This is a genomic window from Alsobacter sp. (assembly GCF_059501845.1).
In genome coordinates this window covers 277,007-303,227 of the sequence record NZ_JCACDK010000014.1, presented here as the reverse complement: position 1 = coordinate 303,227, position 26,221 = coordinate 277,007, and the positions used below count along the sequence as shown (strand labels likewise).

Genomic DNA, 26,221 nt, shown 5'->3' with positions numbered 1-26,221 from the left:
CCGAAAGGTGCAGGCCCGCGACAAAGGGCCTGTTCCTCTCGCGCTGCCGCGTACCTCCATCCATTCGGCAGCTAAGCCGAAAACTCGGTGCTTGGATGTTCCAGCGACACACCAGCATGACCTGTGTTCTCCAGGCCTTGGTGCTCCTTGGAGTGCTGATCGGGGCATGGGCAGTTTCGCCAGCCGCGCTCGCCGCGCAGCCGCCCGCTGCCGCCACCGAACCTTCAGCCGCCAGCCATGCCGCCGCGGCTGCCGCAGCCAAGGCGGCGAGGGCGGATGAAATCGACCAGATCACCGACACGGTCGAAGAGCTCGCCAGCCGGTCGCCCGCCATTCTCCGGTCGGTCCCGGAGCTTCCGGCCGCGACGGCGGCCGCCTGGCACGCCCTGGACCGCAGCGACGCCGGAGGAAGGACGGCGGGTTCCTTCGGGGGACTCCTGCTTCTCTGCGTCGTCGCGCTGGTTGTGGTCGATCTCCTGGTCGGCCTCGCCCTGCGCGGGCCAAAGACGCGCCTGATCGGCACGGAGACCGTGCCTGCGGGCATGCTTGCGACCCTCGGCGCCGCGGGGCTCGAACTCCTGCGTCCGCTGGCGGTGGCGATCGCCAGCCGGATTCTCCTGGGCGCAGTGTTCGGCGACGCAGGCCCGCAAACCGCTCTCGCCGGTACCGTCCTCGGCGCCGTGGTCACCGTCATTCTGCTGCGCTTTCTTTTGGAGGTGCTCCTTCGTCCGGGCCTGCCGGCGGGCCGCCTCGTCCCCGTCGAGGACGGCCAGGCCGCGCGGCTCAAGACAGGCTTCACCGCGGTCGCCGTGCTGGCGCGCGTCGGGCAGGTCTGGGCCGCCCTGCTTGCGAGCGACCCGCGTCTGCCGGCCGTCCTGCTGGTCACCGCCCTCGCAATTCCGGCCGCCTATGCATGGCTCGTCTGGACGATGCGCGACGTGTTCGGCACCTGGCTCGGGCGGCTCCTCGGCAGTGGTTCGCCGGGCGCCGTGACCGTCGGCAGGCGTGTCTGGATCGGCGTCATGGGGATGGTCGTGGTCCTCGTGCTGCTGCTGCGCCTCTACGCGGCGCTGGCGGACCGGCCGGAGGTGCCTTTCGGCAGCATGGCGACCGTGACGGTGCTGATCCTGCTGCTCTTCGGTGAGACGCTGGTGCGCTGGGTCCAGAAGCATCCCGACGCCTCCAAAGGACGCGGGGACGTCGAGGCGCGGCTACTACGCTCGGGTGCGCGGCTGGCGCGGGTGATCATGCTCATCGCCGCGGCGGGATACCTTTCCCGGGTGTGGCTGGTGGACGCGCTGGCGATTGTGCCAGCGGAAGAATGGCCGGAGGCGAGCCGGCACTGGTGGTTCGCCGGTGCCACGGCGTTTGCCGGCTTCCTAGCCTGGGAGGTAGTGAACTTTGTCTCCGGAGCCTACCTGACGCCCGCCGAGGCAGAGGCGGCCGAGGACGCGCCGGCGCCGACCGGCTCGGGATCGCGCATCCGCACGCTGGTGCCACTGCTGCGCGCCGCGATGCTGGTGCTCATTTTCGTCGTCTTCAGCCTGGCGGTGCTGTCGATGCTCGGCGTCAACATCACGCCGCTGGTGGCCGGCGCCTCGATCCTGGGCCTCGCCATCTCCTTCGGCAGCCAGACACTGGTGCGCGACATCATCACGGGCGTGTTCTACCTCGCGGAGGACGCCTTCCGCGTCGGCGAGTACATCGATTGCGGCAAGGCGAAGGGGACGGTCGAGAGCTTCGCGCTGCGCTCCGTGCGCCTGCGCCACCAGAGCGGCATGTTGCACACCATCCCGTTCGGGCAGCTCGGGCAGGTGACGAACTTCAGCCGCGACTGGTCGACAATCAAGATCAACATGCGCTTCGCCCGCGACACGGACCTCGAGGCCCTGCGCAAGGCGACGAAGAAGATCAGCCAGCAGCTCATCGACGAGACGGACTACGCAGCAGACTTCACGTCTCCCCTCAAGATGCAGGGCGTCTCGGAGATCCTGGACGACGCGCTCGTGATCACCTTCAAGTTCACCGTCATCCCGCGCCGGCCGAGCGAGATCCAGCGCGAGGCCGTCCGCCGTCTCCTGACCCAGCTGCCGGCCAAAGGCATCCGCTTCGCCGCCGCCACTCCGACCTACATCCAGGTTGCCTTGCCCGGCGACACACAAGTGGTGCAGGGCCCACGTCTCCCCGCCGGAGCGGAAGGAGGCACTCCGGTCGCAGGTACGGCCTCCTAGGCTCACAAGCCTGGCGGACGTGCGGGATCTGCCGCCGGACGGGGTCGGCCAATAGCTCGCCGGTGCGCAGCGTCACGCCACATGGGCGCCACGCCGGACGTCGTCAGCGAAGGCCGCTCGGGGGCAGGGGTGGCGCCTCGTTGATCAGCGTGACCGTGACCCGCTGGTTGGGCGCGAGGTAAGGGTTGTCGGGGAAGACCGGCTCGGTGTCGGCGCGTCCCACCACGGAGGTAAAGCGGTCGCTGGGGAATCCGGCACCCGACAGGATTTCACGCACCGAGAGAGCGCGCCCGGCGGTGATGCTCCAGGAATCGACACCCGGCCCCGAGCCCGGGCGCACGGCGGCCGTGTGGCCGGTGACGGACAGGCGGTTGTTCAGCCGGCGCAAGGTGGGCGCGAGCTTTTCCAGCACGAGGCGGATTCGGTCGTAGGGGTGGACGGAGCCCTCCGGGAACATGGAGCGGCCGTCCTGGTCCACGAAGGAAACGTTCACGCCGTCCTTGGTCGGCTCGACCACGATGTTGCGGGACAGCTCGGCGAATTCAGGCATGTTCTGGAGCGCCTGCCGGATGCTGGCCGCGGCGGCCTGGTTGGCCCTTCCGCTTTCGGCCTGGCTGCTGGCCCCGCCCCCGCCGGCGCCGGAGCCGTCCTCCGGGCGCGCGTCGCGGTCATTGGCGGCCGGGCGACTGACCTCCGAGTCACTGGCGCGGCCCGAGCTCCACGGCGTGTCGCGCGGGTCCGACGCCTTGGCGCCGACCTTGTCGATCGAGGTTCCCATCAGGATGCCGCCGGAGCCGCTGGTGGTGGGGCTGACGTTCGGCGGCGAGAAGTAGTTTGCCAGGCCCGTCTTCTGCTCCTTCGTCGTCATGCTGATCAGCCACATCAGCAGGAAGAACGCCATCATGGCGGTCACGAAGTCCGCGTAGGCGATCTTCCAGGCGCCGCCATGATGCGCATGGGCGGCCTTCTTGACCCTCCTGATGACGATCGTCTGGTTGGGCTTGTCCATCGATATCCTGCTGGCGCTTGTGTCAGGCAGTGGCGGGCAGATTGGCGGTTGCCGCTTCCACTTCGCTGAAGGTCGGGCGGACTTCGCTGAACAGAGCCTTGCGGGCAAACTCGACCGACATCACCGGCGGCTGTCCGCTGATATGGGCGATGAGCCCCGCCTTGAGCGAGAGGTAGTACTTGGATTCAGCCTCGTAGATGCGCTTGAGCGAAGCCGCCATGGGCGCGAAGAAACCGTAGGCGACGAAGACGCCGAAGAAGGTGCCGACGAGCGCGCCGCCGATCAGATGTCCAAGCACCTCCGGCGGCTCGGAGATCGCTCCCATCGTCTTGATCACGCCGAGCACGGCGGCGACGATGCCGAGCGCCGGTGTTCCGTCCGCAAGCGACTGCAAGGCCGAGACGATGCGCTCCTGCTCCTGGTGGTGGGTCTCCAGCTCCTCGTCCATCAGGGCTTCGATCTCGAAGACGTTGTCTGCGCCCATCGTCAGCATGCGCATGTAGTCGCAGACGAACTCGACCGCATGGTGGTTCGCTGCAAAGGTCGGGAAGGCGTTGAACAGGGACGACTCGCCCGGGTTTTCGATGTGTGGCTCGATCGCCGTCATGCCCTTCTGCTTCGCAAGCTTGTACAGCGAGAACTGCATTCCGAGCAGCTCGACGTAGCATTCCTGCTTGTACTTCGCGCCCTTGACGAGCGTTCCGAACATGGAGGGCACGGCCTTGAGCACCGGCCCGGGGTTGCCGATGATGAAGGCACCGATTGCTGCACCGAGGATGATGACAAACTCGAAGGGCTGCCAGAGGACCTCGAGGTGGCCGCCCATGGCCGCGTAGCTGCCCAGGACGCAGACGAACACGATGATTGTGCCGACGATCAGCCGCATGGATTGCCACCCCTGCGGGTACAGCCCCCGCGAAGCAACTCCGTAAGTGACTGATACTTATTAAAGACCAGTTTAGAGCCATCGGCCCGCAGGTCTCGGAAGCGTCATTCTTCGGCCAAAGGTTTCAAGCGTGGGCTCCACGGCCGGGAATCCTGCCCCATCCATGCCTTGGTTACTGGAACCTTTCCGCACTGCGGGCTTACTCTGCGCCATGCGCTGGATCAGAAACAGTCTTGTCGTGATATTCCTCTGCGTGATCCTTGCGACCGCCCTGACGTGGCGAAGCGGGGACCCCCGGCTCTACCCGGCCAGGCCGGGTGAACCGTCCGTCGGCATCGAGGTGGTGAGCAACGGCTTCCACTCCGGCGTCGCCCTCCCGCAGCCGGCGCTGAGCGCCGCAGCTGCCCGGCTGAACCTGCCAGCTCTCGAATCCGTCTCGGACCGCTTCGCCGGGTTCCCCGTCCTCGAGGTCGGGTGGGGGGAGGCTCGTTTCTACCGCAACACGCCGACGCTCGACTCTCTCGATCTCGGAATGGCGCTGCGGGCGCTGTTCAGGCCCGGCAATGAGTCGGTCGTCCACGTGGCAGGTCTGCCCGATCGCGCATCTCGGGTCCTCTCGGCAACGATCGTGGCGATCACGCTGTCGCAGGAGGGCTTCGACGCACTCGCCCGGCAGCTGGACGCAGCCTTGCGTCGGGGCGAAACCGGTAAGCCCGTCCTTCTGGGACCGGGATTGCAGCGAGACAGCCTGTTCTACGCGGGCACCGAAACGTTCAGCATCTTCCGCGTGTGCAATCACTGGACGTCTGCACTGGTCGGTGCGGCAGGTGTACCCACGAACCAGGCCTGGGCGACGCTTCCCGATGGGCTGATTTTCGACCTTCACTGGCATGCCGGCCTGCCGGTGCTTCGGCCGGCTTCACGCTGAACCGGAACGTCTGAACCGGTTCGAGCGCCGCTGCGGGGTGGGGTGCCCGCCGCAAGGCATGTGCGCGCCGTCACGCCGTGCCGTCCCCGGCGAAGGCAGTGTCCCTCCGCGCGGAATTAACCTCGCGTTGCGCAAAACAATTGACAGGCGTCAACTGTGCTGCGTGCGCGCGTCCCGAAGAGGGCGGCCGCCGCCGAGGGGAGACACCATCATGAGCACCGCACACGCACCGTCGCCCGAGCACATTCTGCAGCTCGGCCTGGGGTTCTGGGGTTCCAAGACATTGCTGACGGCGATTGAACTCGGCCTGTTCACCGAGCTCGCCCGCCATCCGTCGGGTGCCGCCGACCTGACCCATAAGCTCGGTCTCAACGGCCGCGGCGCGCTCGACTTCTTCGACGCCCTCGTCGCCATGCACATGATCGAACGGCGCGATGGAGTATACAGCAACACCGCAGAGGCCGATCTCTTCCTGGACCGCGCCAAGCCCAGCTATGTCGGCGGTATCCTGGAGATGGCCAATGCCCGTCTCTATCCGTTCTGGGGCCACCTCACCGAGGCGTTGAAGACCGGCGACCCGCAGAACGAGGCCAAGCGCGGCGAAAACTTCTTCGCCCGCATCTACGAGGATCCCGATCGTCTGCGCGGCTTTCTGCAGGCGATGAGCGGTATTTCGGCGGGGGCGGCACATGCCATCGCCGCAAAGTTTCCGTGGCGTGATTTCAAGTCCGTCGCCGACGCGGGCGCGGCTCAGGGCATGGTGCCGGTGACGCTGGCGCGCGCCCATCCGCACCTGCAGGTCGTCGGGTACGATCTGCCGCCGGTGGGCCCGGTCTTCGAGGACTTCGTCAGGGCCAACGGCCTGGCGGAGCGCGTCCGCTTCCAGCCCGGCAATTTCTTTACAGATCCCCTCCCGTCCACGGACGTGATCGTCATGGGACACATCCTCCACGACTGGGATCTGGCGGAGAAGCGCCAGCTCGTGGCCAAGGCCTATGCCGCGCTGCCGAAGGGCGGAGCCTATGTGGTCTATGACGCGATGATCGACGACGACCGCCGGCAGAACGTCTTCGGACTGCTGATGAGCCTCAACATGCTCATCGAGACGCCCGGCGGGTTCGATTACACGACGGCCGATTGCGTCGGCTGGCTCGAGGAGGCGGGCTTCACCAACGTGCGCGTCGAGCATCTGCTCGGACCGGACTCGATGGTCGTCGGTTTCAAGTGAGTCGTTGCCCTGCCGTCCGCGACGAGCGCGCGGCAGGGCGGCCTCGTTGGTGAAAAATCAACCGAATCGTTCGCATTTGAATGAATGTCTTAAGAACTCGTAAACGGGCGCGGATCCATACAATTTGACCAAAGGTTTTCAGGAATTGGAACCATGGCCTACCGCGAACCCGTAGCAATCGAAATGTCGAAGGACTTCCGCGTCCGTCAGACGACGTTGCGCCCGGCGGTCGCGAAAGCCCGCAGAGGCGGTGATACGGCCTTTGCCGCCATCATCGTCGCCGTCGCCATCGGCGCCGGCATCCTGCTTGGCCTCTTCGCCTCCGGGCACCTCGTCCTGCCGCGCTTCTGAGCGGCCGGACACAGGCTTCAGCGCGCGGCTCCCACGCCGCGCGCACCCGACTTCCCGTTCTCCGCGCAGTGCTGAGCTTGCACCACGCGCCCGGTCTGATACGTCCCTGACGATGCCCGGTCCGGACACCCGGAAACAGGGCGAATGACAGGACGGGGAGGACACCACCATGACCGTCAGGCTCTCGCTCGGCACGCTCGGCCAGGCATCCGCCAAGGCTGCGGTTCCCTCCTATTCCCGCGGCGACCTGAAGCCCGGCATCATCCATTTCGGCGTCGGCAACTTCCACCGCGCTCACATGGCCGTCTATCTCGACGAGCTGTTCGGCATGGGGCTGGACCATGACTGGGCCATCCTGGGCGCAGGCGTGCTGCCTTCCGACGGCGCCATGCGCGAGAAGCTCGCGGGGCAGGATTACCTGACCACCGTCGTCGAGCAGGACGTGAACCGCAGCGGTGCGCGGGTGACGGGCGCCATGGTCGACTTCCTCGACCCGGCCGACCGCGAGGGGATGATCGAGGCCATGGCCGCGCCCTCGATCCGCATCGTCTCGATGACGATCACGGAAGGCGGCTACTTCATCAACCCGGCCATGGGCCGCTTCGACCCTGGCTACGCGCCGATCGCGGAGGACGGCCGCAATCCGTCCGATCCCAAGACCGTGTTCGGCCTCATCGTCGCGGGCCTGAGGCGCCGCCGGGAGCGTGGCATCCCGCCCTTCACCGTCATGTCCTGCGACAACATCCCCGGCAACGGGCACGTCACGCAGGAGGCCGTGACCGGGCTGGCCCGCCTCTCCGATCCCGCACTCGCGGATTGGATCGACGCAAACGTCGCCTTCCCCAACGGCATGGTGGACCGCATCACGCCGGCCACGGGCCAGCGCGAGCGCGACATTGCCCGCGACGTCTACGGCATCGAGGATGCCTGGCCGGTGTTCTGCGAGGAGTTCAAGCAGTGGGTCCTGGAGGACCACTTCCCGCTCGGTCGTCCCGCGCTGGAGAAGGTGGGCGTCCAGTTCGTGAAGGACGTCGCGCCCTTCGAGCACATGAAGATCCGCATCCTCAACGGGGGACACGCGTCAATCGCCTATCCGGCGGCGCTCCTCGACATCCACTTCGTGCACGAGGCGATGGAGGATCCCAGCGTGTCCGGCTTCCTAGAGAAGCTGGAGCGTGACGAAATCGTGCCCATCGTCCCGCCCGTGCCGGACACAAACCTCGACGACTACTTCGCCCTCATCGTTCGCCGCTTCGCCAACCCCAAGATCGGCGACACCATCCCGCGCCTCGCGCAGGACGCCTCCAACCGGCAGCCGAAATTCGTCCTGCCCTCCACCGCGGACAGGTTGCGCCAGGGACTCGACGTGAAGGGCCTTGCCCTCGTCTCCGCCTTCTGGTGCCGCTACCTCGCCGGCACCACCGAGTCCGGCAAGCCGATCGACATCAACGACGTCAACGCGCCGCGCCTGCAGCCGACTGCCCTTGCGGCCAAGGACGACCCGGACGCCTTCCTCGTGCACGAGGACATTTTCGGCCTCGTCTCCGGGTCGGACGTGTTCCGCCAGCGCTTCGCTACCGCGCTTCACAGCCTCTGGTCCGTCGGCACGCGCGAGACGATTGACCGCTACATCGCCGGAACGCTCTGAGACCGTCCCCAGGAGGGGCTCGAGCGGGTGCGCCGGACCTTCCGCGAAAAGGCGTTCCTGGGCCGGCAGGAAGCCCTGCTGCGCCGGCTGCTGGCACGCGCCAGGTGCTACTTCTCCGCGCGCGGCAACGACGGTGGGCCCTTCGAGCCCGTGAGACTGGCTTTCACCACGCTAGACGGAGCGGACATCCCCGACGCGGATCTCATCGGCCACCTGCGCGCCATCCGCCGGATTGGCGGTTCGGCCCAGGCCAACGCCGAGCTTTGCCGCATCCAGCTCGAGGCGCGCTATGCCGGTGCGGCTGCCGGTGAGGGGACGGCGTTTGAAGGCACACGGATGGACGAGCCTCCGCTTCCCGCCGTCGTCGCCCAAATGCAGTCAAATCGCACGGAAGGGGGCTCCGGAGCGCCTTGACACCGGGGAAGGGGTGCTGCTTTGCTCGCTGTCCCCGACCGATAAGCCGAGAACGACGGAGGGGATGGGGGAGAGACGATGCTGGTTCCGGAAGGCGTTTCCATCGACGCGGCGACGGGTGCCGTTTCGCCCTCTACCGGCCGCTACGAGAAGCGCGTCAGCGAACTCGCGACACTCTACCGCGACCGGACCGCAGCTTCAGATTACCTGGCCCGCCACGGCGACGCGATCGCCTACGAGGTCATCGACTACCGACATACCGAGAGCGACATCGCCTTCGGCACCACGATCATGCAACCGGGCCGCATCGGCGCCGAGTACTTCATGACGCGCGGCCACTTCCACATCCGCCGCGAGTGCGCCGAAACCTACCAGACTCTGCGGGGGCGCGGGCTTCTGCTGCTCGAATCGCGCCAGGGTGAGACGCGCACGGTCGAGATGAAGCCGGGCGTGGTAGCCTACATTCCGCCCGACTGGGCGCACCGCTCGATCAATGTCGGGTCGGAACCGCTCATCTTCGCGTGGTTCTGCGCGACCGACGCCGGCCACGACTATGGCGAGATCCTCGAACGCGGCATGCGCACGCTCGTCGTCGAGCGCGACGGCCAGCTGCGGTTCGAGCCAAACCCGAGCTACGCGGCCTGAACGGCCGAGGAGAGGAGGGCTCCACCGGCGAACTCGGCAAGACCCGCGCGAGGAATCCGCGCAAGCAAAGAACAAGGACCTTGGGAGGTACATCCATGAAACTCAAAGCTCTTCTGGCCGGAACCGCGCTCGCGGTAGGCCTTGCCGCCGGCGCTCAGGCCGGCGAGTTCGACGGCGTCACCGTCAACATCCTCACCCAGACCGGCCCGGCGATCTCCGGCCCGATGCAGAAGCGGGCTCCCGACTTCGAGAAGCTCACCGGCGCCAAGGTCAACGTGATCACGGTGCCCTTCTCCGACATCTACCAGAAGCTGCTGACCGACTGGGCAGCCGGCACGAACTCCATCGACGCGGCCGTGTTCGCACCGCAGTGGATGGTCGACTTCGCGGGGGCCGGTTACCTCGAAGACCTGACGCCGCGCATGGCGAAGGACACCAAGCTCGACGAGAACGACGTCGCTCCGTTCTTCCGTGACTTCTCCCAGAAGTTCAACGGCAAGTCCTACATGATGACGTTCGACGGGGACTTCCACCTGGTCTATTACCGCACGGACGTGCTGGAGAAGCTCGGCAAGAAGCCGCCGCAGACCTGGGACGACTATCTCGACATCGCCAAGGCCGCGAACGGCCAGGACCTGAACGGCGACGGCAAGCCTGACTACGGCTCCTGCATCGGCAAGAAGCGCAGCGCCCAGGGTTACTGGTTCGCCACCTCTGTCGCAGGCGGCTTCCTCCAGTCGCAGGGCACCAGCCAGGGCGTGTTCTTCGACACGGCAGACTTCAAGCCGCTCATCGACAATGAGGGCTTCCGCAGGGCGCTCGAGATCTACAAGGAAACCGGCAAGTACGGACCGCCGGACGAGCTGAACCTCGACGTCTCCGACACCCGTCCGCTCTTCGCCTCCGGCCGCTGCGCGCTGACCATGGACTGGGGCGATATCGGCCCGATCTCCATCGACGACAGCATCTCCAAGGTGAAGAACAAGGTCGGCACGGTGATCCTGCCGGGCTCCAAGAGCGTGCTCGACCGCTCCACCGGCAAGCTCGTCGCCTGTGATGCCAAGACCTGCCCCTACGCCAAGGACGGCGTGAACCACGCTCCGTACGCGGCCTTTGGCGGCTGGGGCGGCGGCATCAACGCCAAGGCCAAGGACAAGACGAAGGATGCTGCCTACGCGTTCTTCTCCTACCTGGCCCAGCCGGCGCAGTCGAACATCGACGTCACCATCGGCAACACCGGCTTCAACCCCTTCCGCGTGTCGCAGTTCGGCGACATCAAGGGCTGGGAAAAGGCCGGCATGACGGAGGATTCGGCCAAGAACTACCTCGGCGCCCTCGCCGACAGCCTCAACAGCCCGAACATGGTGCTCGACCTGCGCATCCCGCAGAACCAGCGCTACCAGCAGATCGTGATGGACACCGCCCTGGCGCGCTATCTCGCGGGTGAGCTCAACACGGACCAGACCGTCCAGGCCATCGTGACGGGCTGGAACGAGGTCACCGAGGAACTCGGCAAGGACGGCCAGCTCTCCGCCTACAAGGCGACGATCGGCGCCAAGTAAGGCCTCGACGATCCGTAAAGCCGCCGCCGGCTCCGGCCGGCGGCGGGCATCCCCCGGAGGACGAGACGCCGCCATGGCGCTGACCCAGACCACGCTGACGGCGGTCGATCACCAGGCGCCGGTGCGCGAGAGCATCGCCGACTGGGTGGACCGGCAGGCCGGCCGCTTCTTCCTGATGCCGGCGGTTCTGATCATCCTCGTCTTCTCGATCTTCCCGCTCGTGATTTCCCTGCTCCTGTCCTTCTCGAGCTTCCGGCTGGCGCTGGGCGGCTACAAGCTGCAGTTCGTCGGGATGCTGAACTACAACAAGCTGCTCTGGGGCACGCAGCAGTTCCATTTCATCGGCACCGTCACGGACGTGGCCTGGTACGGCTGGATCATCTTCCTCGCTGTCGCCGCCGCCTGTGCATGGTTCCTGGTGCGGTACTTCCGCAGCGGCCGGGCCGGCATCGCCGGCACGCTCGGACGGCTCGTCACCATCGCCTTCGCCCTTGCCGTGGCCTGGATGCTCGCCCGCACCGTTGGACCGGCGGGTCTGTTCGGGACGGTGACGACAACGCTGTTCTACGTCATCTGCGGCGTCGCCCTGCAATTCGCGATCGGGCTCGGCCTCGCCTTGCTCTGCGCCAATCCGGTGAGGGGGAAGGCCTTCTTCCGCGTCGTCTTCTTTATCCCGCTGATGGTGACGCCGGTCGGCATCGCCTACACGTTCCGCATGCTGGCGGACACCGCGGTGGGGCCGTTCGCCCCGATCTGGCGCATGTTCGGCCTCGCCGAGGCATCGTGGTCGGCGCAGCCCTGGTCGGCGCGCCTCGTCGTCCTCGTCGGCGACAGCTGGCAGTGGATCCCCTTCATCTTCATTGTCATGCTCGCCGCTGTGGAAAGCCAGCCGCGCGACAGCGTCGAGGCGGCCGAACTCGACGGCGCCAGCAAGTGGCAGATCTTCCGGGACATCACTTGGCCGTCCATCGCGCCGGTGGCTGCAACGGTTGTCCTGATCCGCTCCATTGAGGCGTTCAAGATCATCGACCTGCCCAACATCCTGACGAATGGCGGACCGGGCATCGCGACTGAATCCCTGACCCTGCATGCCTTCCAGGAATGGCGGGCGCTCAATCTGGGTGGCTCGGCGGCAGTCGCCTACACGCTGCTGATCGTCTCGACCATTGTCTGCGTGTCGTTCTTCAACTTCGTCGCCAAGCCGCTCAGGGAGGCGCGCTCATGACCACGCGCCCCGGCTTCTTCGAACCGCGCGAGATCGGCCAGATGTCGCCCGGCGGCCGCATCATCGTCTATGGCCTGCTGATCCTGTGGACGCTGGTCTGCCTCTTCCCGCTCTACTGGGTGGCGATCACGTCCTTCAAGCTGCCGGGGCACGTCGCGCAGGGGCCGGTCTACCTGCCCTTCGTCGATTTCCAGCCCTCCATGCATGCCTGGCACTACATCCTGGTCGAGGTCGGCGGCGACACGCTGCGGCCCTACATCAATTCCGTCATCGTCGCGATCTGCTCCACCTTCCTCGCCGTGCTCATCGGCTCGATGGCGGCCTACGCGCTGGCGCGGCTGGAGTTCGCTCCGCGCATGGGGAGCATCCTGCTCTTCGTCCTGCTCCTCATCCTGGTGTTCGCCGCGGTTGCCGGCTTCGGGATCGACTGGCGGATCGCGGTGGCCGTGGCGGTAGCGCTGTTCGTGCTCGGACTGCGGCCGGCCGGGCGGATGCTGAAGGGCAGCCTCGGTAACCCCGACATCCTTTTCTGGGTCATCTCCCAGCGCATCATGCCGCCCGTGGTCGCGGCGCTGCCCGTCTACGTCATGTTCCAGAGCATCCAGATGCTGGATACGCGGACGGCGCTGGTGGCGACCTACACGACCGTCAACCTGCCGATCGTCGTCTGGCTTATGTACGACTTCTTCGTCGGCATCCCGCGCGATCTGGAGGAAAGCGCCGCGCTCGACGGCGCCTCCCGCTTCGGCATCTTCTTCACGATCGCCCTGCCGCTCGCGCGCCCCGGGCTGGTCGCCACGACGCTGCTGGTCTTCATCCTGGCCTGGAACGAGTACCTGCTGGCGCTCTTCCTCTCCAACGCCAACGCCCAGACCATGCCGCTCCTCGTCGCGGCGCAGAACGCCACCCGCGGCCCGCAATGGTGGTACATGTCCGTGCTGATCAGCCTGATGATCGTGCCGGTGATCCTCCTCACCATCCTGCTGCAGCGCTTCATCGCCAAGGGCCTGCTGCTCGGCGCCGTGAAGGGGTAGGGGCGAGATGAGCGATCGTGTTTCACCGTCCTTGCGAGGAGCGCGGCGACGAAGCAGCCCGGTCCTTCCGTCGCACGTGCCGCCGCCGGATCTGAACGGTCCCGGGTTGCTTCGCTCCGCTCGCAAGCAAGTGGAGCGTGGGTCTCCAGACCCGCAATGTATTGCGAGCCGCACTGCGCGTCTGGAGACGCGCGCTCCGAACCACCCGCCAAGGTCGACCGTCCCATGACCATCAAGCTCGACCAGATCACCAAGTCCTTCGGCGCGGTGGAGGTGCTGAAGGCGCTCTCTCTGGAGGTGCAGCAGGGCGAGTTCCTGGTGCTGCTCGGAGCGTCAGGCTCGGGCAAGACGACCGCCCTGCGCATGGTGGCGGGGCTGGAGGGCGTCACTTCCGGCCGCATTCTCATCGGCGGCCGCGACGTGACGAACGTCCTGCCGAAGAACCGCGACGTGGCGATGGTCTTCCAGTCCTACGCGCTCTATCCGCACAAGACTGTGTTCGAGAACATCGCGTACCCTCTCGCCATCCGGAAGAAGCCGCGCGCCGAGATCGAGGCCAACGTCCAGGACGTGGCGCGCCAAGTGCAGCTCGACCGGCTGGTCGACCGCTTCCCCCGGCAGCTCTCTGGCGGCCAGCGCCAGCGCGTGGCCCTCGCCCGCGCCATCGTGCGCCGCCCGGCGGCCTTCCTGATGGACGAGCCGCTTTCGAACCTCGACGCCAAGCTGCGCGGCCACATGCGGGCCGAGCTGAAGCACATGCAGCACGAGCTCGGCATCACCACGATCTACGTCACCCACGACCAGATCGAGGCGATGACGCTCGCCCATCGCGTGGCTTTGCTCGAAAAGGGCGTGCTGCAGCAGCTCGATACGCCGGCGACCATCTACAACCGGCCAGCAAACCTCTTCGTCGCCGGCTTCATCGGCTCGCCGCCGATGAACCTGCTCGACGGCACGCTGAAGGACGGGCTGTTCGAGGGCGCGTCCGGACGCTTCGGCACCGGCGGGAAGGCGAGTGCCCCGGGCGCCGTGGCCGGATTGAGGCCCGAGGACTGCAGCGTCGTCGCGGCGGGGTCGGGCAAGCTTTCCGGCGACATCTACGCCACCGAGCTCATCGGCGACCATACACTCGTGACCTGCCGCTGCGGCGAGACCATTGTGACGGTGAAGGCGCCCAAGGACTTCGCCAAGCCGATCGGCGAGGCCGTGGGCGTCGGCTTCGACGAGACATCGGTGCACCTGTTCGACCAGGGCTCCGGCAACCGGATCAACTGACGACCAGGCTCCATGGCCAGCCAAGCATCCTTCAGCGCGCAGGTGAACGAAGCCGCGCCAGGTCCCCCGGCAAGAGACATCGACGTCACCTGCCTGGGCGAGCTGATGATCGACCTCGTCCCGGAGCCTTCGCCCGATGGCGACCTTCGCTTCGTCGCCAAGCCCGGCGGCGCACCCGGCAACGTGGCTGTCGGTGTGGCGCGCCTCGGCTTGCGCTCCGCCATGCTCAGCCGGGTGGGGCAGGAGGCCTTCGGCCGCCTGCTGCTGGACACGCTGGACGAGAATGGCGTCGACCGGTCCGGCGTCGTGGAAGCCGCGAACCGCTCCACCGGCCTCGCCGTGGTGACGCTCGATCCGGCCGGGGACCGCGACTTCTTCTTCTATCGGGATACGTGCGCCGACGTGGACTACGCGCCCGGCGAGGTGGATGAAGGCGTACTTTCGCGCTCCCGCGTGCTTTCGGTCGGCAGCCTGTTCCTGGCCCGGGAAGGATCGGCCGGGGCCCAGCGCCACGCCATCCGCCGGGCGAAGGCGCAAGGCATCCTCGTTGCGGCCGACCCCAATTTCCGCCGGCCTCTCTGGAAAGACGGGGATGCGATGAGGGACGCCGGCCGGGAGGTCGTCGCCGCAGCCGATATCGCCAAGCTATCGGAGGACGAGCTCGCGCTGATCTCGGGCTGCGGGGATCTTCTCGACGGAGCCCGGGCCGTCTGGCACGCGGGGATGCGGCTGCTGGCGGTCACGCAGGGGCCCCATGGGGCAGTGCTGTTCACGCGCGACGACTGTGTCGCCATCCCCGGCTTCGCCGTGGAGACGGTGGACACTGTCGGATGCGGGGACGCGTTCCTGGCAGCGCTCCTCTGCGGTCTGCTGGATGGCGGTACAGAGGGGCGGGAGAGACTGGTGGAGGTCGGCCTGAAGGCCTGCGCAGCCGGTGCCCTTGCCGCGACCCGGGCAGGAGGCATGGCCAGCCTCCCGACCGGGGGCGAGGTGGAACGGTTCCTGGCGGTGCGCGGCGCGGCCTGAGTCGGGGCCGCCGCCGCACTGGCTGGGATTCCGCAGCAGCAGCCCGAAGTTCGTCGAGCTCAGCCAGCCGCACCCTTGCCGGGTGTGTTCATCGCCCAGAGCACGCCGAAGGGGTCGCGCAGCTGCCCGTAGCGGTCGCCCCAAAACATGTCCTGCGGCGGCGTCACCGCCGTTGCTCCGCACGAGACGGCGTGGGCGAAGGCCTCGTCGATGTTCGGGACCATCATCATCAGGTTGAAGCCCTGCGCCTTCTCGGAGGGGTAGCCGTGCTCGGGGTAGGGGTCGCCGAGCATCAGCGAACTGCCGTTGACATAGAGGTGGACGTGCATCGTCCGGCCCTTCTCGTCGGCGGGCATTGCGCCGGCGATAGTTGCTCCGAAGGCCCGGACGTAGAAGTCGGCAGCCTTCAAGGCGCCATCCACCTGGAGATAGGGTACGACGCCGCCCTTCACCGGGGCCGGCTGCGCGGTGTTCTCGCTCATGTCTCTCTCCCTCGCCAGGCCGAACCATCCGGCCTCTCCCGCCAAGGACGAGGAAAGACCTGCGAGTCCGACACGGCAGCGGAAAGAAACAGCGCTCCTACTGCACCGGCCATAGCACCTCGTTGCGCCGCATGAAGGGCAGCGTCCAGGGCGGGTCGTAATAGGCGTAGACCGCCGGACCCGCAGGCCGCAGCCCCCGCTTCGCCATCTCCGCGGAAAGCGCTTCGGCCTTGGCGGCGTAGGAGGAGTCGCTGTGGAAGCCCGAGAAGCGGATCGCTGCCATTTTGCGCGCGGGTACTGTCTCCAGGCGGATCCGCGGGTCGGTAGGCTTGGGCAGGGTGTTCATCGTCCAGGAGGACGGCATGACGAACCGCACGATCCACTCGCCGCCCTTGGCTTGCTGGGTGACGGGCGCAGTCATGGCGATCTTCTCGCCCGGCTGCTGCGTCACGGGCGCGGTCATCTCGATCTTCTGCTTGGGCACATTGGCGCCGAAGATGTACCCCGCCAGCAGCTTGAAGCCGGCATTGACGGCGGCATCCCTGTCTCCGGGCACCGTCACTTCCGCGACGATCGTGGGTGCATACTGGCGAAGCTCGAAAGCGCCGTCCTGCGCCAGCACCTCGTAGCGCGGCTGTTCGATGTCGGCCATGGCGGGCTCCGCTATTGCGATCGCGGCTACGCTGGCGAATGCGATGGCTGCGACTCTCACCTGTGCCCTCCCGTGCTTGCCGTCGCGCTTCAGATAGGGCGGCGGTCACGGATTGGGAGGGCGGTGGCCTCGGGCAGACTTGTCGGACCGCGCGTCTTCAGACGCGCTCTTGCGACCCCTCCGCTCGTGCGGGTCTGAAGACCCGCGCTCCGGCTAGCTCGTCTGCTCGCAGCGGTGCCACATCGAGGGTTCGCCGGTTTCGCCGACCTGCATCTGCACGTCGTTTTCATCGAGGAGGCGCATGGCCACCGGCGCCCCCGCGCCCTCCTCTCCTTCCGGCACCGTGTAGGAAAAGGCGTGCCGGGAGTAGCGGCCGGTCATGTGCGTGCCGCCCGGTGTGACGATGCTGGATCCCTGAATCTGCATCGTCTTGCCAGTCTTCTCGCTGCACCAGTTGCCGTCGATCGCGTCGGCGAAGGCAGGCGAGGCGGCAGCCACCAGCGACGCAGCTGCGAGGAAAGGCAGGAGCAATCTCACGGCAGGGAACTCCGGGTTGGCGGCCTGTCACGATTGGGCGCGATCGGGCGGCCTGCGTCAATGGGCGCTTCTCAGGCCGTGAAGCTCACCTCCATGCGGCCGAAATCGTGATAGTCCGCGATCACCCGGTCGCCCGGCTTCACCTCCAGCGGGACTAGGCAGGTTCCGGTGGTGACGACCTCGCCCGCCTTCAGCGTGACGCCGATGGAGGAGAGCTCGTTGGCAAGCCAGGTCAGGGCGATCCGCGGGTCGCCGAGCACGTTGGCGCCGAGGCCCGTCCGCTCCAGCCCGCCCTCGATGCGCCCGACCGGCGTTTCCGCCGCGAGGTCGCGCGAGCGCCAGTCGGCCCGCACCGGCTCGCCCAGCATGAAGAGGTGCGCGCACGCGTCGTCGGCGATCAGCTGTGCCGCGCCCACCCTGGCGAAGTCCTCGTACCGCGAATCCGGGATTTCGATCGCGGGATGCAGCGTGTCGACGGCCGCGAGCACCTCCTCCTGCGAATAGGGGGTGGTTCGGGGAGAGAGGTCCTTACCCATGCGAAAGGCGAATTCGACTTCGGCCACGCGCATCAGCGTCTTGCCGAGCGGGATCGTCGCTCCGTCAGGGAGAACGCGTTCGGCGAGGATCCGCCCGGCGAGCGGACCGTCGACGTTGATGTGGGCCTGCCCGGCCTTGCTGGTGGCAGCTATCTTCCAGCCGAACAGCGGCTTCGACGTGTAGGCCTCGAGAGCGGCCTGGATGGCGTAGCCTTCCGCGCGGGTGGTGGGGCGCATCTCCTCGGGCAGCGCGGCGATGCGGGTCTGCTGCTTCCAGTTCTGGTAGAGCAGCGCGCACGCCGCCTCGGTCGTCTTGCCGTCCACGATGCGTCCCACTGCCTTCCGTCTTCCCACGCGCATTCTGGCGTGGCGCGGCGCGCGTGTCTGCACCACTCCGTTGCGCTTCGATCAGGGCAGGGCGCCGAAATCGCTGCGGCGATAGCCCTCCACAATCTGCCGGAGCCGCGCCGGTTCGAGCACCTCGACGGTGTCGCCCCACGCATAGAGATGCCACGCCATTTCGAGATGTCCCGCCGCCCGGAAGCGCACGATCAGCGATCCGTCCGGCTGTTCCTCCGTGGTCTGGTCGGGGTGGAAGAGATAGCCGCGTGCCTGCTCCGCCGCGCGCGGCGCGAACCGCCATACGACCTCACCATACTCCTGCTCGCTCTGAAACAGGCCGAAGGCACGCCGGGAGAAGGCCTGCAGGTCGAAGCCGTCCGGGCGGGCGAAGCCGCGATCGGTCGGCCTCGCGGCACGGATCGAGTCCATGCGGAAGGTGCGCACCGGCCCCTCCGCGTCTCCTTCCGGCCGCGCCACGAGGTAACGCCGCGCGCCGGAGAGGAGCCCGTAGGGCTCCACCGCGCGCATGCGGGGCGCCGCGTCGTTGCGGCCCTGATACTCGATCTCGAGCACGACGCAGGCCTTGATGGCCTCCGCCACGGACGCATCCACCGCCTCGTCGGTCAGTGGGCGCGGCCCCGGACGGGCGACGAAGCCCTGGGCCTCCAGCAGCGCATCGTGGTCCGGCGCCAGGCTCCGCGCCCTCGCATCGGGGACCAGCGCCAGCACCTTCTCCCGAAGCCGGCTCAACAGCGCGGCCTCGCGGGTCTGGCCGTCCCCTGAGAGCCTCGCGACGGCGAAGTCCAGGGAGGCGACCTCGTCCGGTTCCAAGTTCAGGAGATCACGAAGGCCCGGGCCGCGGATGCGCCAGCGGCGCCGCCCCTCGTCGTCGGTATCGACCTCCACCTCGGGAAAGCGTGCCTCGACCGACCGCATCATGCGCTGCGCGGTCCGGCGCGAGCAGCCATAGCGTTCCTCGATATCGGACAGTGTCACGCCGGCGCGCCGCGCCCTCAGCAGCGTGGCGAGATCGACGAGCTGGCCGGCCTTTTCGAACGGCATTCCGAGCACCCCTGACAGGTTCTGACGCCCCACCACCGTATCCCATCTGCATCGAAGACAGGAGACGGCGATGCGCACCCACGGCACCACCCCGGTCGAGCACGACATTGGCCAACGCCTCGACCGCATGATCGGCGACATGCTGGTCGCCGCCATCGTCCTTCTCGGCCTCGCCCTGTGCTGGCACGCGGCTGTCTGAAGGGGGGGTTCGGTAAGCTTTCCTCAACCTGTGAAGCACCTCACAGCAGCACGGAGCGCGCCTCCTTAAGCATGCATCAGGACAGACGCAGGGCCACCCAGCCGATTGAAGGCCTCGCCATTGAGGCAGCCGCAATCGGTCCTTACACTGGCCCCGGGTCGATAACTGAACTCGGTCAACGACCTGCATGTGGAGAGCGCCATGAACCTCCGTGCCTCGACCAGCATCATCGTTCTGTTGGCAGCCCTTTGCGGTCCCGCCAGGGCACAGGAGAGCACGCAGGACGTGCTGCGGCAGCTTCTCCCGGGCACTGCGCCGGACGCAGCCGCACCCGCGGCGCCGGCGGTGGCGCCGCTCACGGCACCCCTGGCGGCTGACGACATCATCCGCCAGCTCACCTCCTCGACGCTCACCCGCAGCCTCGGGCCGGCCTCCGCGCCCGGCAAGCTGACCCTCGGGCCGGGTCGCGAGGCGGATGCGATGCGCGACCTCCGCGCCTTCGCGAGCATGCAGACGCAGCTCGACTTCGAGCCCAACTCCGACCTCCTCACCCCAGAGGCCATTGCTCGGCTCGACATGATCGGCCAGGCACTGGGCGATCCCGCCCTGGCCCGCTCGGCCGTGGTGATCGGCGTCCACACCAACGCCTCGGGATCTGACGACTTCAACCGCAGCCTCGCGAACCTCCGGGCCCGCGCCGTGGTCGAGACCCTGGCGACCCGCCGGGGAGTGTCCCGCGAGCGGCTCTGGGCGATCGGCTTCGGCCGCATGGTCGATCCCGACAGCCAGGGCTTCGTCCCCGGCGACCGCGTGCGGGTCGTCAATCTCGGTGCGACGCCGGTGGAGTGGATCGGCGGCGGTGCTGCGCCGTCGGCCGCGAGGACGGTTCCGGCCGCCGCGGCGGCTGCGGCTGCAGCCGTGACCCCGGCTCCGGTCAAGAAGAAGGTCGCGAGCAAGCCGCGTTCGGTGCGCCGGGTGGTGGTCACCCGTGATCTCGACGCTGCAGCGCCCCCTCGGCGCATCGCGCCACGCCCCGTCCAGCAGCGGCCGGTTGCGATCCGCCGCCCCGTTCCCAACCAAGATCCGTTCGACAATGCCCAGGGCGCTCCCGAGGCTCCCGTGGTGTTTTTCCCGACGGCGGGAGTCGGCGGGGGTAGCGGAGGCTATGGCGGACGCAGCAGTGGCGGTGGCTCCGCCGGAGGTGCCTCGGGCACCGGTGCAGGCGGTGGCTCAGGTGGCGCCGGTGCAGGCGGCGGTGCCGGTGGTGGCGCGGGCGGTGGTGCTGGCGGCGGCGCAGGTGGCGGCGGCGCAGGTGGCGGCGGCGCGGGTGGCGGCGGCGCGGGTGGCGGCGGCGGCGGTGGCTGGAGTTCCGACCGCCGGCTCAAGCGGCACATCGCGAAGCTCGGCCGCTCCCCCGACGGTCACACAATCTACAGCTTCCAGTACGTCTGGGGTGGACCGTTCTACGTCGGCTGCATGGCGCAGGACATTGCGCCTGTCGTCCCCGAGGCGATCCTCTATGACGCCGAGGGCTTCCTGATGGTCGACTACGACCGCATCGACGTCACGCCGATGCTGCTCGAGGACTGGCTGCGCGGCCGCGTCCGATACGCAGCCTGATCGGGGGATGTGATGCGGGCGGCGCGGTCTGTACTCGTTGCGGGCAGGGGAGGCGGCGTCGCCTTCCTCTTCGCCCTGGCTGCGGTCCTTATCGCCGCCTGGTCGGCCCCCGCAGCCGCCGAGCGCCGCGTCGCCCTCGTCATCGGCAATGCCGCCTACCAGAAGAGCACGCTCCGCAATCCGGTCCAGGATGCGACGCGCGTCTCAGAGGTGCTGCGTAAACTCGATTTCGACGTCCTGCTGGCCACCGATCTCGACAAGCAGGGGATGGAGCAGACCCTGCGCCGCTTCAAGGGGATGCTGCCGGGCGCCGACGTGGCGCTCTTCTACTATTCCGGCCACGCCATCCAGGCGGACAACCGCAACTTCCTGCTGCCCGTCTCGGCCAGCCCCGACGACCTCACCCTCACGCTCGACGCGGTCGCGCTGCAGGACGTCAGCAACATCATCAAGCAGGCCGGCGTGAAGGTGGAACTGCTGTTCCTCGATGCCTGCCGGAACAATCCCTATTCCGAGACGACGACGGTCGCGACCCGCGGCGCCGGGGCCGTCAGGGGCCTGGCGCGGATCAGCAGCACCCTCGGGTCCCTCGTCGTGTTCTCGACGTCGCCTGGGTCCGTCGCCTATGACGGCACGGGCGAGCTCAGCCCTTTCACGGCCGCTTTCGTCAAGCACGCGACGACGCCGCGCCTGGAGATCCGCCAGGTGCTGACGCGGGTCCGTGCCGACGTCACCAGCGAAACCGAGCAGAAGCAGATCCCCTGGGACAATTCCTCGCTTGTCGGCGACTTTTTCCTGGTCCCCAAGCGCCCGCCGCCCATCGTCGACAAGGTGGCGATGGTCCTGTTGCCGGACGAGGGCTCGCAGTGGCCTCTCGGGCTGAAGGCCCCCCTCCAGCCGGAAGGCGGAGCCCTGAAGGCGACCGTGAGCCCAGCGCCGCGGGCCGGCCGCCTGCTCGTCGACGGCAAGCCCCTGAACGACGGCGACAGCCTCGCCGGCAACGACTTCCCGCGGCTCGCCTACTCCGCGACCGGCGGTACGCCAGACGCCTTCGGCCTGCGGGTCGACGACAGCTGGGGCAACTCGGAAACGGTGCTGGTTTCCATCGTGCACCAGAAGGGCGCCGCGTCGGCCGCTCCAGCTCCCGTCGCGGACATCGGCCGGATCGACGGCAAGGGTGTGTCGCTCGTCGGGCTGGGGCCCAATCTCGTCTACACCTCGGCGCCGAAGCTGCCGCCATCCTCGACCGGCGTGCGCGTGAGGCTCGCCTCCAACCTGCCCTTCGGGCAGCTCCTCATTGGTGACCGCGTGATCGAGACCGGCAAGTCGATCGACGCGGCCGACCTGCCGAGGCTCGCCTTTCTCTCGCCGCCCGGGCAGGGCGGAAAGGTCGTCGAAGCCGTGTTCGAGGCCGTCGAGCCCGCGCGCGGCGAGGCCCGCCTTTCGGTGGACGTGAAGGTCACCGATTGCGACCGGCTCGCCGGGTCGGTCCTCGACCCCCAGGGCGTCACAGAAGGCGTGCTGACCGGAAAGATCGACACGGCTGCCGCGCTGCCGGCCTGCGAGGCCGCGGTGAAAGCCAAGCCGCAGATCGGCCGCTTCCAGTACGCGCTGGGCCGTGTCCTGCTCGCCCTTGGCCGCTCCGAGGAGGCATTGTCCCGTTTCCAGACCGCTGCCGACCTCGGCCATGTCCGCGCGCGCCAGACGATGGGCTACATGTATGCGCTCGGTGCCGGCATTCCCGTCGAGTTCGAGCGGGGCCGCGCCGAACTGGAGAAGGCCGCGGCTGCCGGCGACATCTTCGCCGTACACACGCTCGGCGCGTTCGCCTATGACGGCCGGGGCATGAAGCAGGACTTCGCGCTGGCCAAGGACCGCTTCGAGCAGGCGGCGCGGGCAGGCCACACCTTCTCGATGAACTCGCTCGGCCGCATGTACCAGCGCGGCGAGGGCGTGCCTGTCGACCTGGAGATGACCAGGCGTTACTGGGAAGCGTCAGCCGGGCGCGGCGACGTCTACGGCATCCACAATCTCGGCTACGTCTACCTCGACGGCATCGGCGTTCCGAAGGACACCGGCAAGGCACTCGAACTCTTCCGCAAGGCCTCCGACCTCGGCCATCCCGCGGCACCCAACAGCATCGGACGCATGTACGTGCTGGGGATCGGGGTGCCCATCGACCTCGCCCAGGGGAAGGCGTGGTACCGCACCGGCGCGGATCGCGGCGACGGCTGGGCCGCCTTCAACCTCGCCGAGCTCGCGCGTATGGGCAAGGGCGGCAAGGCCGACCCCGTCGAGGCCGCGACATACTACGCCCGCGCCGCCGCCTACACCGGGGTGGACTCGGCCGCGAACGGCACGAAGGCGCTCGCCGCAATGGACCGGAAGACGAAGGTGCAGGCGCTGCGGATCATGCTCGCCGCCGCCGGCTCGCCGGACGTCCCGGAGGACAGGCTCGTCGCAGCGGCCCGGACCGTCGCCCAGCAGCGCAAGCTGACGCTGTCCGCCGACACGCTGGATGCCGCGATGGTCGCCGTCGCGCAGGCGCAGTTCATCGCGAGCAACGTGCGCGCCGACCTGTTCTGATTGCTATTTCACCGGAAAGACGCCGACCAGAAGGATGGCGAGGTCGGAGGTGGGCGTGAAGTCCGTCTGCCGCAGCTCGAACTGCGTGGGCGAGATCTTTTTCAGTCCGTTAGCGCAGAAGCTGACGAGGCTGTCAGGCTTCCCCTTGTCGACCAGCAGGCGGAAGCTGCGGATCGGCCCGGCCCAGTTGGCACCCGTCTTGAGGATGTAGGAGATCCGGCGCTCCTGCACATTGGCCGGATTGGCGTCCGCCGTGCCCGCGATCTTGTCGATCCCGCGCAGGAACAGGTCGTCGATGCAGTACATTTTGCGATAGCGCTCGATCTCCGCCGCGAAGGTCGGGTTCTTGCGCAGCGCCGCGCGCAGCACCGTATCGACGCTCTGCCCGAGGCTCGTGCGGTAGCTGTGCTCGACCTGCACGGGCACGCCCTGCGCAAACGTCTGCTTGCGCACGAAGCTGGTGCGGACGGTCCAGCCCGCACCGTAGAGCGCCTTGCCCTCCGCCCCGGTCCCGGCCTCGACGAGGATGCCTCCGTCGACGAGTTCCTTCAGCGTCGCGGGAGCAAGCGCTTCGGCCCGGGGCTGCAGGGCATCGGCATCTGGCCCGACAGGCATGACCGGCAGGCCGGCGGCCTTCACCTTCGCGGTCACGTCCTTCTCGCCCAGCATGGCCTTCTGGACAGCCGTGAACGGCGCCGGCTTGCCGTCGATGAGCGTGTGGAAGTCGACGAAGTTCACCGGGTCGGTGCCGGGAATGGCGATGTCCTGGTCGAGGTCGGAGAGGTCGATATCGGGCAGCGGGAAGGCGACCGTCAGCGTCACGGGCGCGGCGGAATTGTTGAGGAAGCGATATCGCACCTGCGTCCTCTCAGGGGAGATCTGCAGGTCCTCCTCCTCCATCGACACGTCGTCGCTGCGGGTGAAGGTGAGCCCGCCCAATGACAGTTCCGCCGAACTGTCATTGGCCCGCGCCACCGGCGGGGCGAGCACGGCCGCTCCCGCCATGAGGAGAACCGCGATGCGGCTTGCCACACCCGCGGGGCACGGGATTAGGGGTGCGATTGTCATTTCTTCTTTCCAGGAACGGGCTGGGCCGGCGGCGATGCGTCCGCCGCCGTGTCGGGGGCAAGGCCGCGGAAGCGGACGGGGGTGTAGCCTCGCGCCAGGAGAGAGGCGAGGGGATAGATGTTGCGGCACACCCTGCCGCGGCATGCGCCCGGCGACGACTCCGCCACCTCCACCTTGCGGTCGGGCGTGAAGCGCAGGAACAGAATCACGTGCCGCCCGGGCTTGTTGAAGGCATCTCCCGGCAGCATGCTCCACGGGTCCTCGACCACCGTCGTGATCGTCGGGATCGCCATCGTCGTGTAGTGCTGCCCGAGCCCCCAGGTCGCGCTGACGAAGGCCGAGCAATCGACCCCGACGGCGTCGCGCCGGGGCTCGTTGCGGGTGCAGACGTTGCCGGCCAGCACACCCTGTTCGAGCCTGGAGCGGACGTTGGCCAGCGATCCGTGGCAGCCCCAGCAATAAGGGATGCCCTGCACGATCTTGTTCATCTGGCCTTCGATGTAGGGCGGCCTGCGGATGCGGCGGAAGCCCGAGCACGCCGTGTCCGGATCAGGCCCGTAGGCAGCCTGGTTCACCGTCCAGCGGATGGAGGCGAAAGCCAGCGCCGTCTCCACCACCTGCTGGCGGGTGACGGGTCGTACAGCGGTCGCGGTCCCGCCCTTGCGCTTCGGCTGGTCGGCGACCGGCGCATCGGCGTTACCGGCCTCGACGAGACCCTTTTCGGCGGGAGGGAGCGCATCGACGGACACGACCTCGATTCCGGTCGCTTTCGTGCGCAGGAAGTAGACGGCGCCCTTGGCCGACACCGTCACGAAGCGGCGGGAGAGCGCGATCGTCTCGCCGAGAGGCAGGGGGAACACCCCGTCGAGGGCCCCGGCCGCCGTGAAGCGGGCCACGTAGGTCGCTGGCGGCTTGCGGGACGATGGGATGTTCTCGACCATCAGGTAGGGCCGCCCCTGCTTGTCGATGTCGAGCAGTTCGACGGCGCCGAGCCGGTTCGTGACCCGCAGGTCCAGCCCTGAGAGCAGCCGCGTCTCCCCCTGGCGCCTGACCTCGACACGGGCCGCCTTGCCTCCGGGCCGGGTCGCGACCTCGGCCACCACCGGGCCCGCCCCGCGCGACGCGAGAAACTGCCGGATGGGCTCCGGCTTGTCGCGCAACTCCAGCGCGCGGCTTGACGAGCCGAGAACGTCAGTGTCGGACGGCGGCGGCTGCGAGCCCATCTGCGCCAACGCAGAGCTGGCGAAGGCATCGACCTCGGAGCCGTCGCCCGCCGCGCGGAGCGCCCTCGCTTCCCCGGGCGGGCCGTCCGGTTCGAGCGCCCTTGCCTCTCCGTCCCAGACGTAGAGAGCGCCGCGCACCGCGACGAGATCGGTCGGCGCCATGTCGGGCGGCAGGTCGAGCGAGCGGACCTCGGAATCCGGCCGCTCGGCATCGAAGCTGAGGACGCGGCCATTGACCTGGTCGAGGATGAAGACGTCGCCGCCCTCGCCGGCATAGATCGCATCGGGACCCGACACCTCCGTGTCCTCCCCGGCCTCGACCACCCCGACCGCGCTGCGACCCGCCCCGTTCGGCAGTTCCCGCACCACAGTGCCCGCCCCGAGCGCAGGTCCGGCTGCCAGGGCTGCGAGCAAGGCGGTTGCGGCGAGCCGCCGGGCGGGAAACATGGCGG

General features: G+C 68.0%; 24 protein-coding genes. 15 read left to right on the top strand and 9 right to left on the bottom strand.

Going from position 1 to position 26,221, the window contains the following annotated elements:
* Positions 1-116 precede the first annotated feature (116 nt).
* Positions 117-2,231, top strand: a complete 2,115-nt coding sequence (locus tag AC5JCN_RS12355; protein ID WP_495755364.1) for a mechanosensitive ion channel family protein — start codon at positions 117-119, stop codon at positions 2,229-2,231.
* Positions 2,232-2,334: 103 nt separating this feature from the next.
* Here AC5JCN_RS12355 and AC5JCN_RS12350 read toward each other — a convergent pair whose 3' ends face one another.
* Both AC5JCN_RS12350 and motA read right to left on the bottom strand, forming a co-directional pair.
* The gene (locus AC5JCN_RS12350; protein WP_495755363.1) at positions 2,335-3,240 is read right to left on the bottom strand and encodes a flagellar motor protein MotB; all 906 of its coding nucleotides are present in this window, start codon (positions 3,238-3,240) and stop codon (positions 2,335-2,337) included.
* A gap of 22 nt (positions 3,241-3,262) precedes the next feature.
* Positions 3,263-4,126, bottom strand: a complete 864-nt coding sequence (motA, locus tag AC5JCN_RS12345) for a flagellar motor stator protein MotA (protein ID WP_495755362.1) — start codon at positions 4,124-4,126, stop codon at positions 3,263-3,265.
* Positions 4,127-4,379: 253 nt separating this feature from the next.
* Between motA and AC5JCN_RS12340 the strand changes: the two genes are divergently transcribed.
* The 11 genes from AC5JCN_RS12340 to AC5JCN_RS12290 all read left to right on the top strand — a co-directional run bounded on the left by AC5JCN_RS12340 (position 4,380) and on the right by AC5JCN_RS12290 (position 15,462).
* Positions 4,380-5,054: a DUF2459 domain-containing protein gene (locus AC5JCN_RS12340; RefSeq protein ID WP_495755361.1), complete on the top strand. Its 675-nt coding sequence runs from the start codon at positions 4,380-4,382 to the stop codon at positions 5,052-5,054.
* Positions 5,055-5,265: 211 nt separating this feature from the next.
* Positions 5,266-6,282: a methyltransferase gene (locus AC5JCN_RS12335; RefSeq protein WP_495755360.1), complete on the top strand. Its 1,017-nt coding sequence runs from the start codon at positions 5,266-5,268 to the stop codon at positions 6,280-6,282.
* Positions 6,283-6,435: 153 nt separating this feature from the next.
* Positions 6,436-6,633: a hypothetical protein gene (locus tag AC5JCN_RS12330; protein WP_495755359.1), complete on the top strand. Its 198-nt coding sequence runs from the start codon at positions 6,436-6,438 to the stop codon at positions 6,631-6,633.
* Between the two features lie 169 nt (positions 6,634-6,802).
* Entirely contained in the window at positions 6,803-8,281 is a 1,479-nt protein-coding gene (locus AC5JCN_RS12325; protein WP_495755358.1) for a mannitol dehydrogenase family protein, read from the top strand.
* A 27-nt stretch (positions 8,282-8,308) separates the two neighbouring features.
* Positions 8,309-8,695 carry a hypothetical protein gene (locus AC5JCN_RS12320; protein WP_495755357.1) on the top strand — a complete coding sequence of 129 codons (387 nt, stop codon included), beginning with the start codon at positions 8,309-8,311 and terminating at the stop codon, positions 8,693-8,695.
* Positions 8,696-8,773: 78 nt separating this feature from the next.
* Positions 8,774-9,340: a glucose-6-phosphate isomerase family protein gene (locus AC5JCN_RS12315; RefSeq protein WP_495755356.1), complete on the top strand. Its 567-nt coding sequence runs from the start codon at positions 8,774-8,776 to the stop codon at positions 9,338-9,340.
* Positions 9,341-9,435: 95 nt separating this feature from the next.
* Positions 9,436-10,902: an ABC transporter substrate-binding protein gene (locus AC5JCN_RS12310; RefSeq protein WP_495755355.1), complete on the top strand. Its 1,467-nt coding sequence runs from the start codon at positions 9,436-9,438 to the stop codon at positions 10,900-10,902.
* Positions 10,903-10,975: 73 nt separating this feature from the next.
* Complete coding sequence (locus AC5JCN_RS12305; RefSeq protein WP_495755354.1) at positions 10,976-12,127, top strand: carbohydrate ABC transporter permease; 1,152 nt, start codon at positions 10,976-10,978, stop codon at positions 12,125-12,127.
* The gene (locus tag AC5JCN_RS12300; RefSeq protein ID WP_495755353.1) at positions 12,124-13,161 is read left to right on the top strand and encodes a carbohydrate ABC transporter permease; all 1,038 of its coding nucleotides are present in this window, start codon (positions 12,124-12,126) and stop codon (positions 13,159-13,161) included. Before AC5JCN_RS12305 ends, AC5JCN_RS12300 begins: the two co-directional genes overlap by 4 nt.
* Positions 13,162-13,386: 225 nt before the next feature.
* Positions 13,387-14,436: an ABC transporter ATP-binding protein gene (locus AC5JCN_RS12295; protein WP_495755352.1), complete on the top strand. Its 1,050-nt coding sequence runs from the start codon at positions 13,387-13,389 to the stop codon at positions 14,434-14,436.
* A gap of 12 nt (positions 14,437-14,448) precedes the next feature.
* Positions 14,449-15,462 (top strand): carbohydrate kinase family protein, encoded by a 1,014-nt coding sequence (locus AC5JCN_RS12290; RefSeq protein WP_495755351.1) that lies wholly within the window; start codon positions 14,449-14,451, stop codon positions 15,460-15,462.
* A gap of 59 nt (positions 15,463-15,521) precedes the next feature.
* Here AC5JCN_RS12290 and AC5JCN_RS12285 read toward each other — a convergent pair whose 3' ends face one another.
* From AC5JCN_RS12285 to AC5JCN_RS12265, 5 genes are all read right to left on the bottom strand, one after another.
* Positions 15,522-15,944: a VOC family protein gene (locus AC5JCN_RS12285; RefSeq protein WP_495755350.1), complete on the bottom strand. Its 423-nt coding sequence runs from the start codon at positions 15,942-15,944 to the stop codon at positions 15,522-15,524.
* 97 nt (positions 15,945-16,041) lie between these two features.
* Positions 16,042-16,596: an SOUL family heme-binding protein gene (locus AC5JCN_RS12280; protein ID WP_495755349.1), complete on the bottom strand. Its 555-nt coding sequence runs from the start codon at positions 16,594-16,596 to the stop codon at positions 16,042-16,044.
* 213 nt (positions 16,597-16,809) lie between these two features.
* Positions 16,810-17,133 carry a hypothetical protein gene (locus AC5JCN_RS12275; RefSeq protein WP_495755348.1) on the bottom strand — a complete coding sequence of 108 codons (324 nt, stop codon included), beginning with the start codon at positions 17,131-17,133 and terminating at the stop codon, positions 16,810-16,812.
* Between the two features lie 71 nt (positions 17,134-17,204).
* On the bottom strand, positions 17,205-17,996 hold the full coding sequence (locus AC5JCN_RS12270) for a 2-keto-4-pentenoate hydratase (protein ID WP_495755507.1): 792 nt from the start codon (positions 17,994-17,996) through the stop codon (positions 17,205-17,207).
* An 81-nt stretch (positions 17,997-18,077) separates the two neighbouring features.
* Positions 18,078-19,073 (bottom strand): helix-turn-helix transcriptional regulator, encoded by a 996-nt coding sequence (locus AC5JCN_RS12265; protein WP_495755347.1) that lies wholly within the window; start codon positions 19,071-19,073, stop codon positions 18,078-18,080.
* Between the two features lie 70 nt (positions 19,074-19,143).
* Here AC5JCN_RS12265 and AC5JCN_RS12260 point away from each other — a divergent pair, with 70 nt between their 5' ends.
* The 3 genes from AC5JCN_RS12260 (at position 19,144) to AC5JCN_RS12250 (ending at position 23,478) form a co-directional block, all read left to right on the top strand.
* On the top strand, positions 19,144-19,272 hold the full coding sequence (locus tag AC5JCN_RS12260) for a hypothetical protein (RefSeq protein WP_495755346.1): 129 nt from the start codon (positions 19,144-19,146) through the stop codon (positions 19,270-19,272).
* Between the two features lie 201 nt (positions 19,273-19,473).
* The gene (locus tag AC5JCN_RS12255; RefSeq protein WP_495755345.1) at positions 19,474-20,892 is read left to right on the top strand and encodes an OmpA family protein; all 1,419 of its coding nucleotides are present in this window, start codon (positions 19,474-19,476) and stop codon (positions 20,890-20,892) included.
* A 12-nt stretch (positions 20,893-20,904) separates the two neighbouring features.
* Positions 20,905-23,478 carry a caspase family protein gene (locus AC5JCN_RS12250; RefSeq protein WP_495755344.1) on the top strand — a complete coding sequence of 858 codons (2,574 nt, stop codon included), beginning with the start codon at positions 20,905-20,907 and terminating at the stop codon, positions 23,476-23,478.
* Between the two features lie 3 nt (positions 23,479-23,481).
* Here AC5JCN_RS12250 and AC5JCN_RS12245 read toward each other — a convergent pair whose 3' ends face one another.
* Complete coding sequence (locus AC5JCN_RS12245; RefSeq protein ID WP_495755343.1) at positions 23,482-24,546, bottom strand: DUF4424 domain-containing protein; 1,065 nt, start codon at positions 24,544-24,546, stop codon at positions 23,482-23,484.
* Entirely contained in the window at positions 24,543-26,216 is a 1,674-nt protein-coding gene (locus AC5JCN_RS12240; protein ID WP_495755342.1) for a hypothetical protein, read from the bottom strand. Before AC5JCN_RS12240 ends, AC5JCN_RS12245 begins: the two co-directional genes overlap by 4 nt.
* Positions 26,217-26,221: the final 5 nt, after the last annotated feature.

Excerpts from the sequence above, each read along its gene's own strand:
- motA (WP_495755362.1), bottom strand. The coding sequence starts at position 4,126 with ATGCGGCTGATCGTCGGCACAATCATCGTGTTCGTCTGCGTCCTGGGC.
- AC5JCN_RS12245 (WP_495755343.1), bottom strand. The coding sequence starts at position 24,546 with ATGACAATCGCACCCCTAATCCCGTGCCCCGCGGGTGTGGCAAGCCGC.
- AC5JCN_RS12290 (WP_495755351.1), top strand. The coding sequence starts at position 14,449 with ATGGCCAGCCAAGCATCCTTCAGCGCGCAGGTGAACGAAGCCGCGCCA.
- AC5JCN_RS12355 (WP_495755364.1), top strand. The coding sequence starts at position 117 with ATGACCTGTGTTCTCCAGGCCTTGGTGCTCCTTGGAGTGCTGATCGGG.
- AC5JCN_RS12335 (WP_495755360.1), top strand. The coding sequence starts at position 5,266 with ATGAGCACCGCACACGCACCGTCGCCCGAGCACATTCTGCAGCTCGGC.
- AC5JCN_RS12255 (WP_495755345.1), top strand. The coding sequence starts at position 19,474 with ATGAACCTCCGTGCCTCGACCAGCATCATCGTTCTGTTGGCAGCCCTT.
- AC5JCN_RS12350 (WP_495755363.1), bottom strand. The coding sequence starts at position 3,240 with ATGGACAAGCCCAACCAGACGATCGTCATCAGGAGGGTCAAGAAGGCC.
- AC5JCN_RS12250 (WP_495755344.1), top strand. The coding sequence starts at position 20,905 with ATGCGGGCGGCGCGGTCTGTACTCGTTGCGGGCAGGGGAGGCGGCGTC.
- AC5JCN_RS12285 (WP_495755350.1), bottom strand. The coding sequence starts at position 15,944 with ATGAGCGAGAACACCGCGCAGCCGGCCCCGGTGAAGGGCGGCGTCGTA.
- AC5JCN_RS12310 (WP_495755355.1), top strand. The coding sequence starts at position 9,436 with ATGAAACTCAAAGCTCTTCTGGCCGGAACCGCGCTCGCGGTAGGCCTT.
- AC5JCN_RS12315 (WP_495755356.1), top strand. The coding sequence starts at position 8,774 with ATGCTGGTTCCGGAAGGCGTTTCCATCGACGCGGCGACGGGTGCCGTT.
- AC5JCN_RS12265 (WP_495755347.1), bottom strand. The coding sequence starts at position 19,073 with ATGCCGTTCGAAAAGGCCGGCCAGCTCGTCGATCTCGCCACGCTGCTG.
- AC5JCN_RS12305 (WP_495755354.1), top strand. The coding sequence starts at position 10,976 with ATGGCGCTGACCCAGACCACGCTGACGGCGGTCGATCACCAGGCGCCG.
- AC5JCN_RS12260 (WP_495755346.1), top strand. The coding sequence starts at position 19,144 with ATGCGCACCCACGGCACCACCCCGGTCGAGCACGACATTGGCCAACGC.
- AC5JCN_RS12330 (WP_495755359.1), top strand. The coding sequence starts at position 6,436 with ATGGCCTACCGCGAACCCGTAGCAATCGAAATGTCGAAGGACTTCCGC.
- AC5JCN_RS12240 (WP_495755342.1), bottom strand. The coding sequence starts at position 26,216 with ATGTTTCCCGCCCGGCGGCTCGCCGCAACCGCCTTGCTCGCAGCCCTG.
- AC5JCN_RS12295 (WP_495755352.1), top strand. The coding sequence starts at position 13,387 with ATGACCATCAAGCTCGACCAGATCACCAAGTCCTTCGGCGCGGTGGAG.
- AC5JCN_RS12325 (WP_495755358.1), top strand. The coding sequence starts at position 6,803 with ATGACCGTCAGGCTCTCGCTCGGCACGCTCGGCCAGGCATCCGCCAAG.
- AC5JCN_RS12280 (WP_495755349.1), bottom strand. The coding sequence starts at position 16,596 with ATGGCCGACATCGAACAGCCGCGCTACGAGGTGCTGGCGCAGGACGGC.
- AC5JCN_RS12300 (WP_495755353.1), top strand. The coding sequence starts at position 12,124 with ATGACCACGCGCCCCGGCTTCTTCGAACCGCGCGAGATCGGCCAGATG.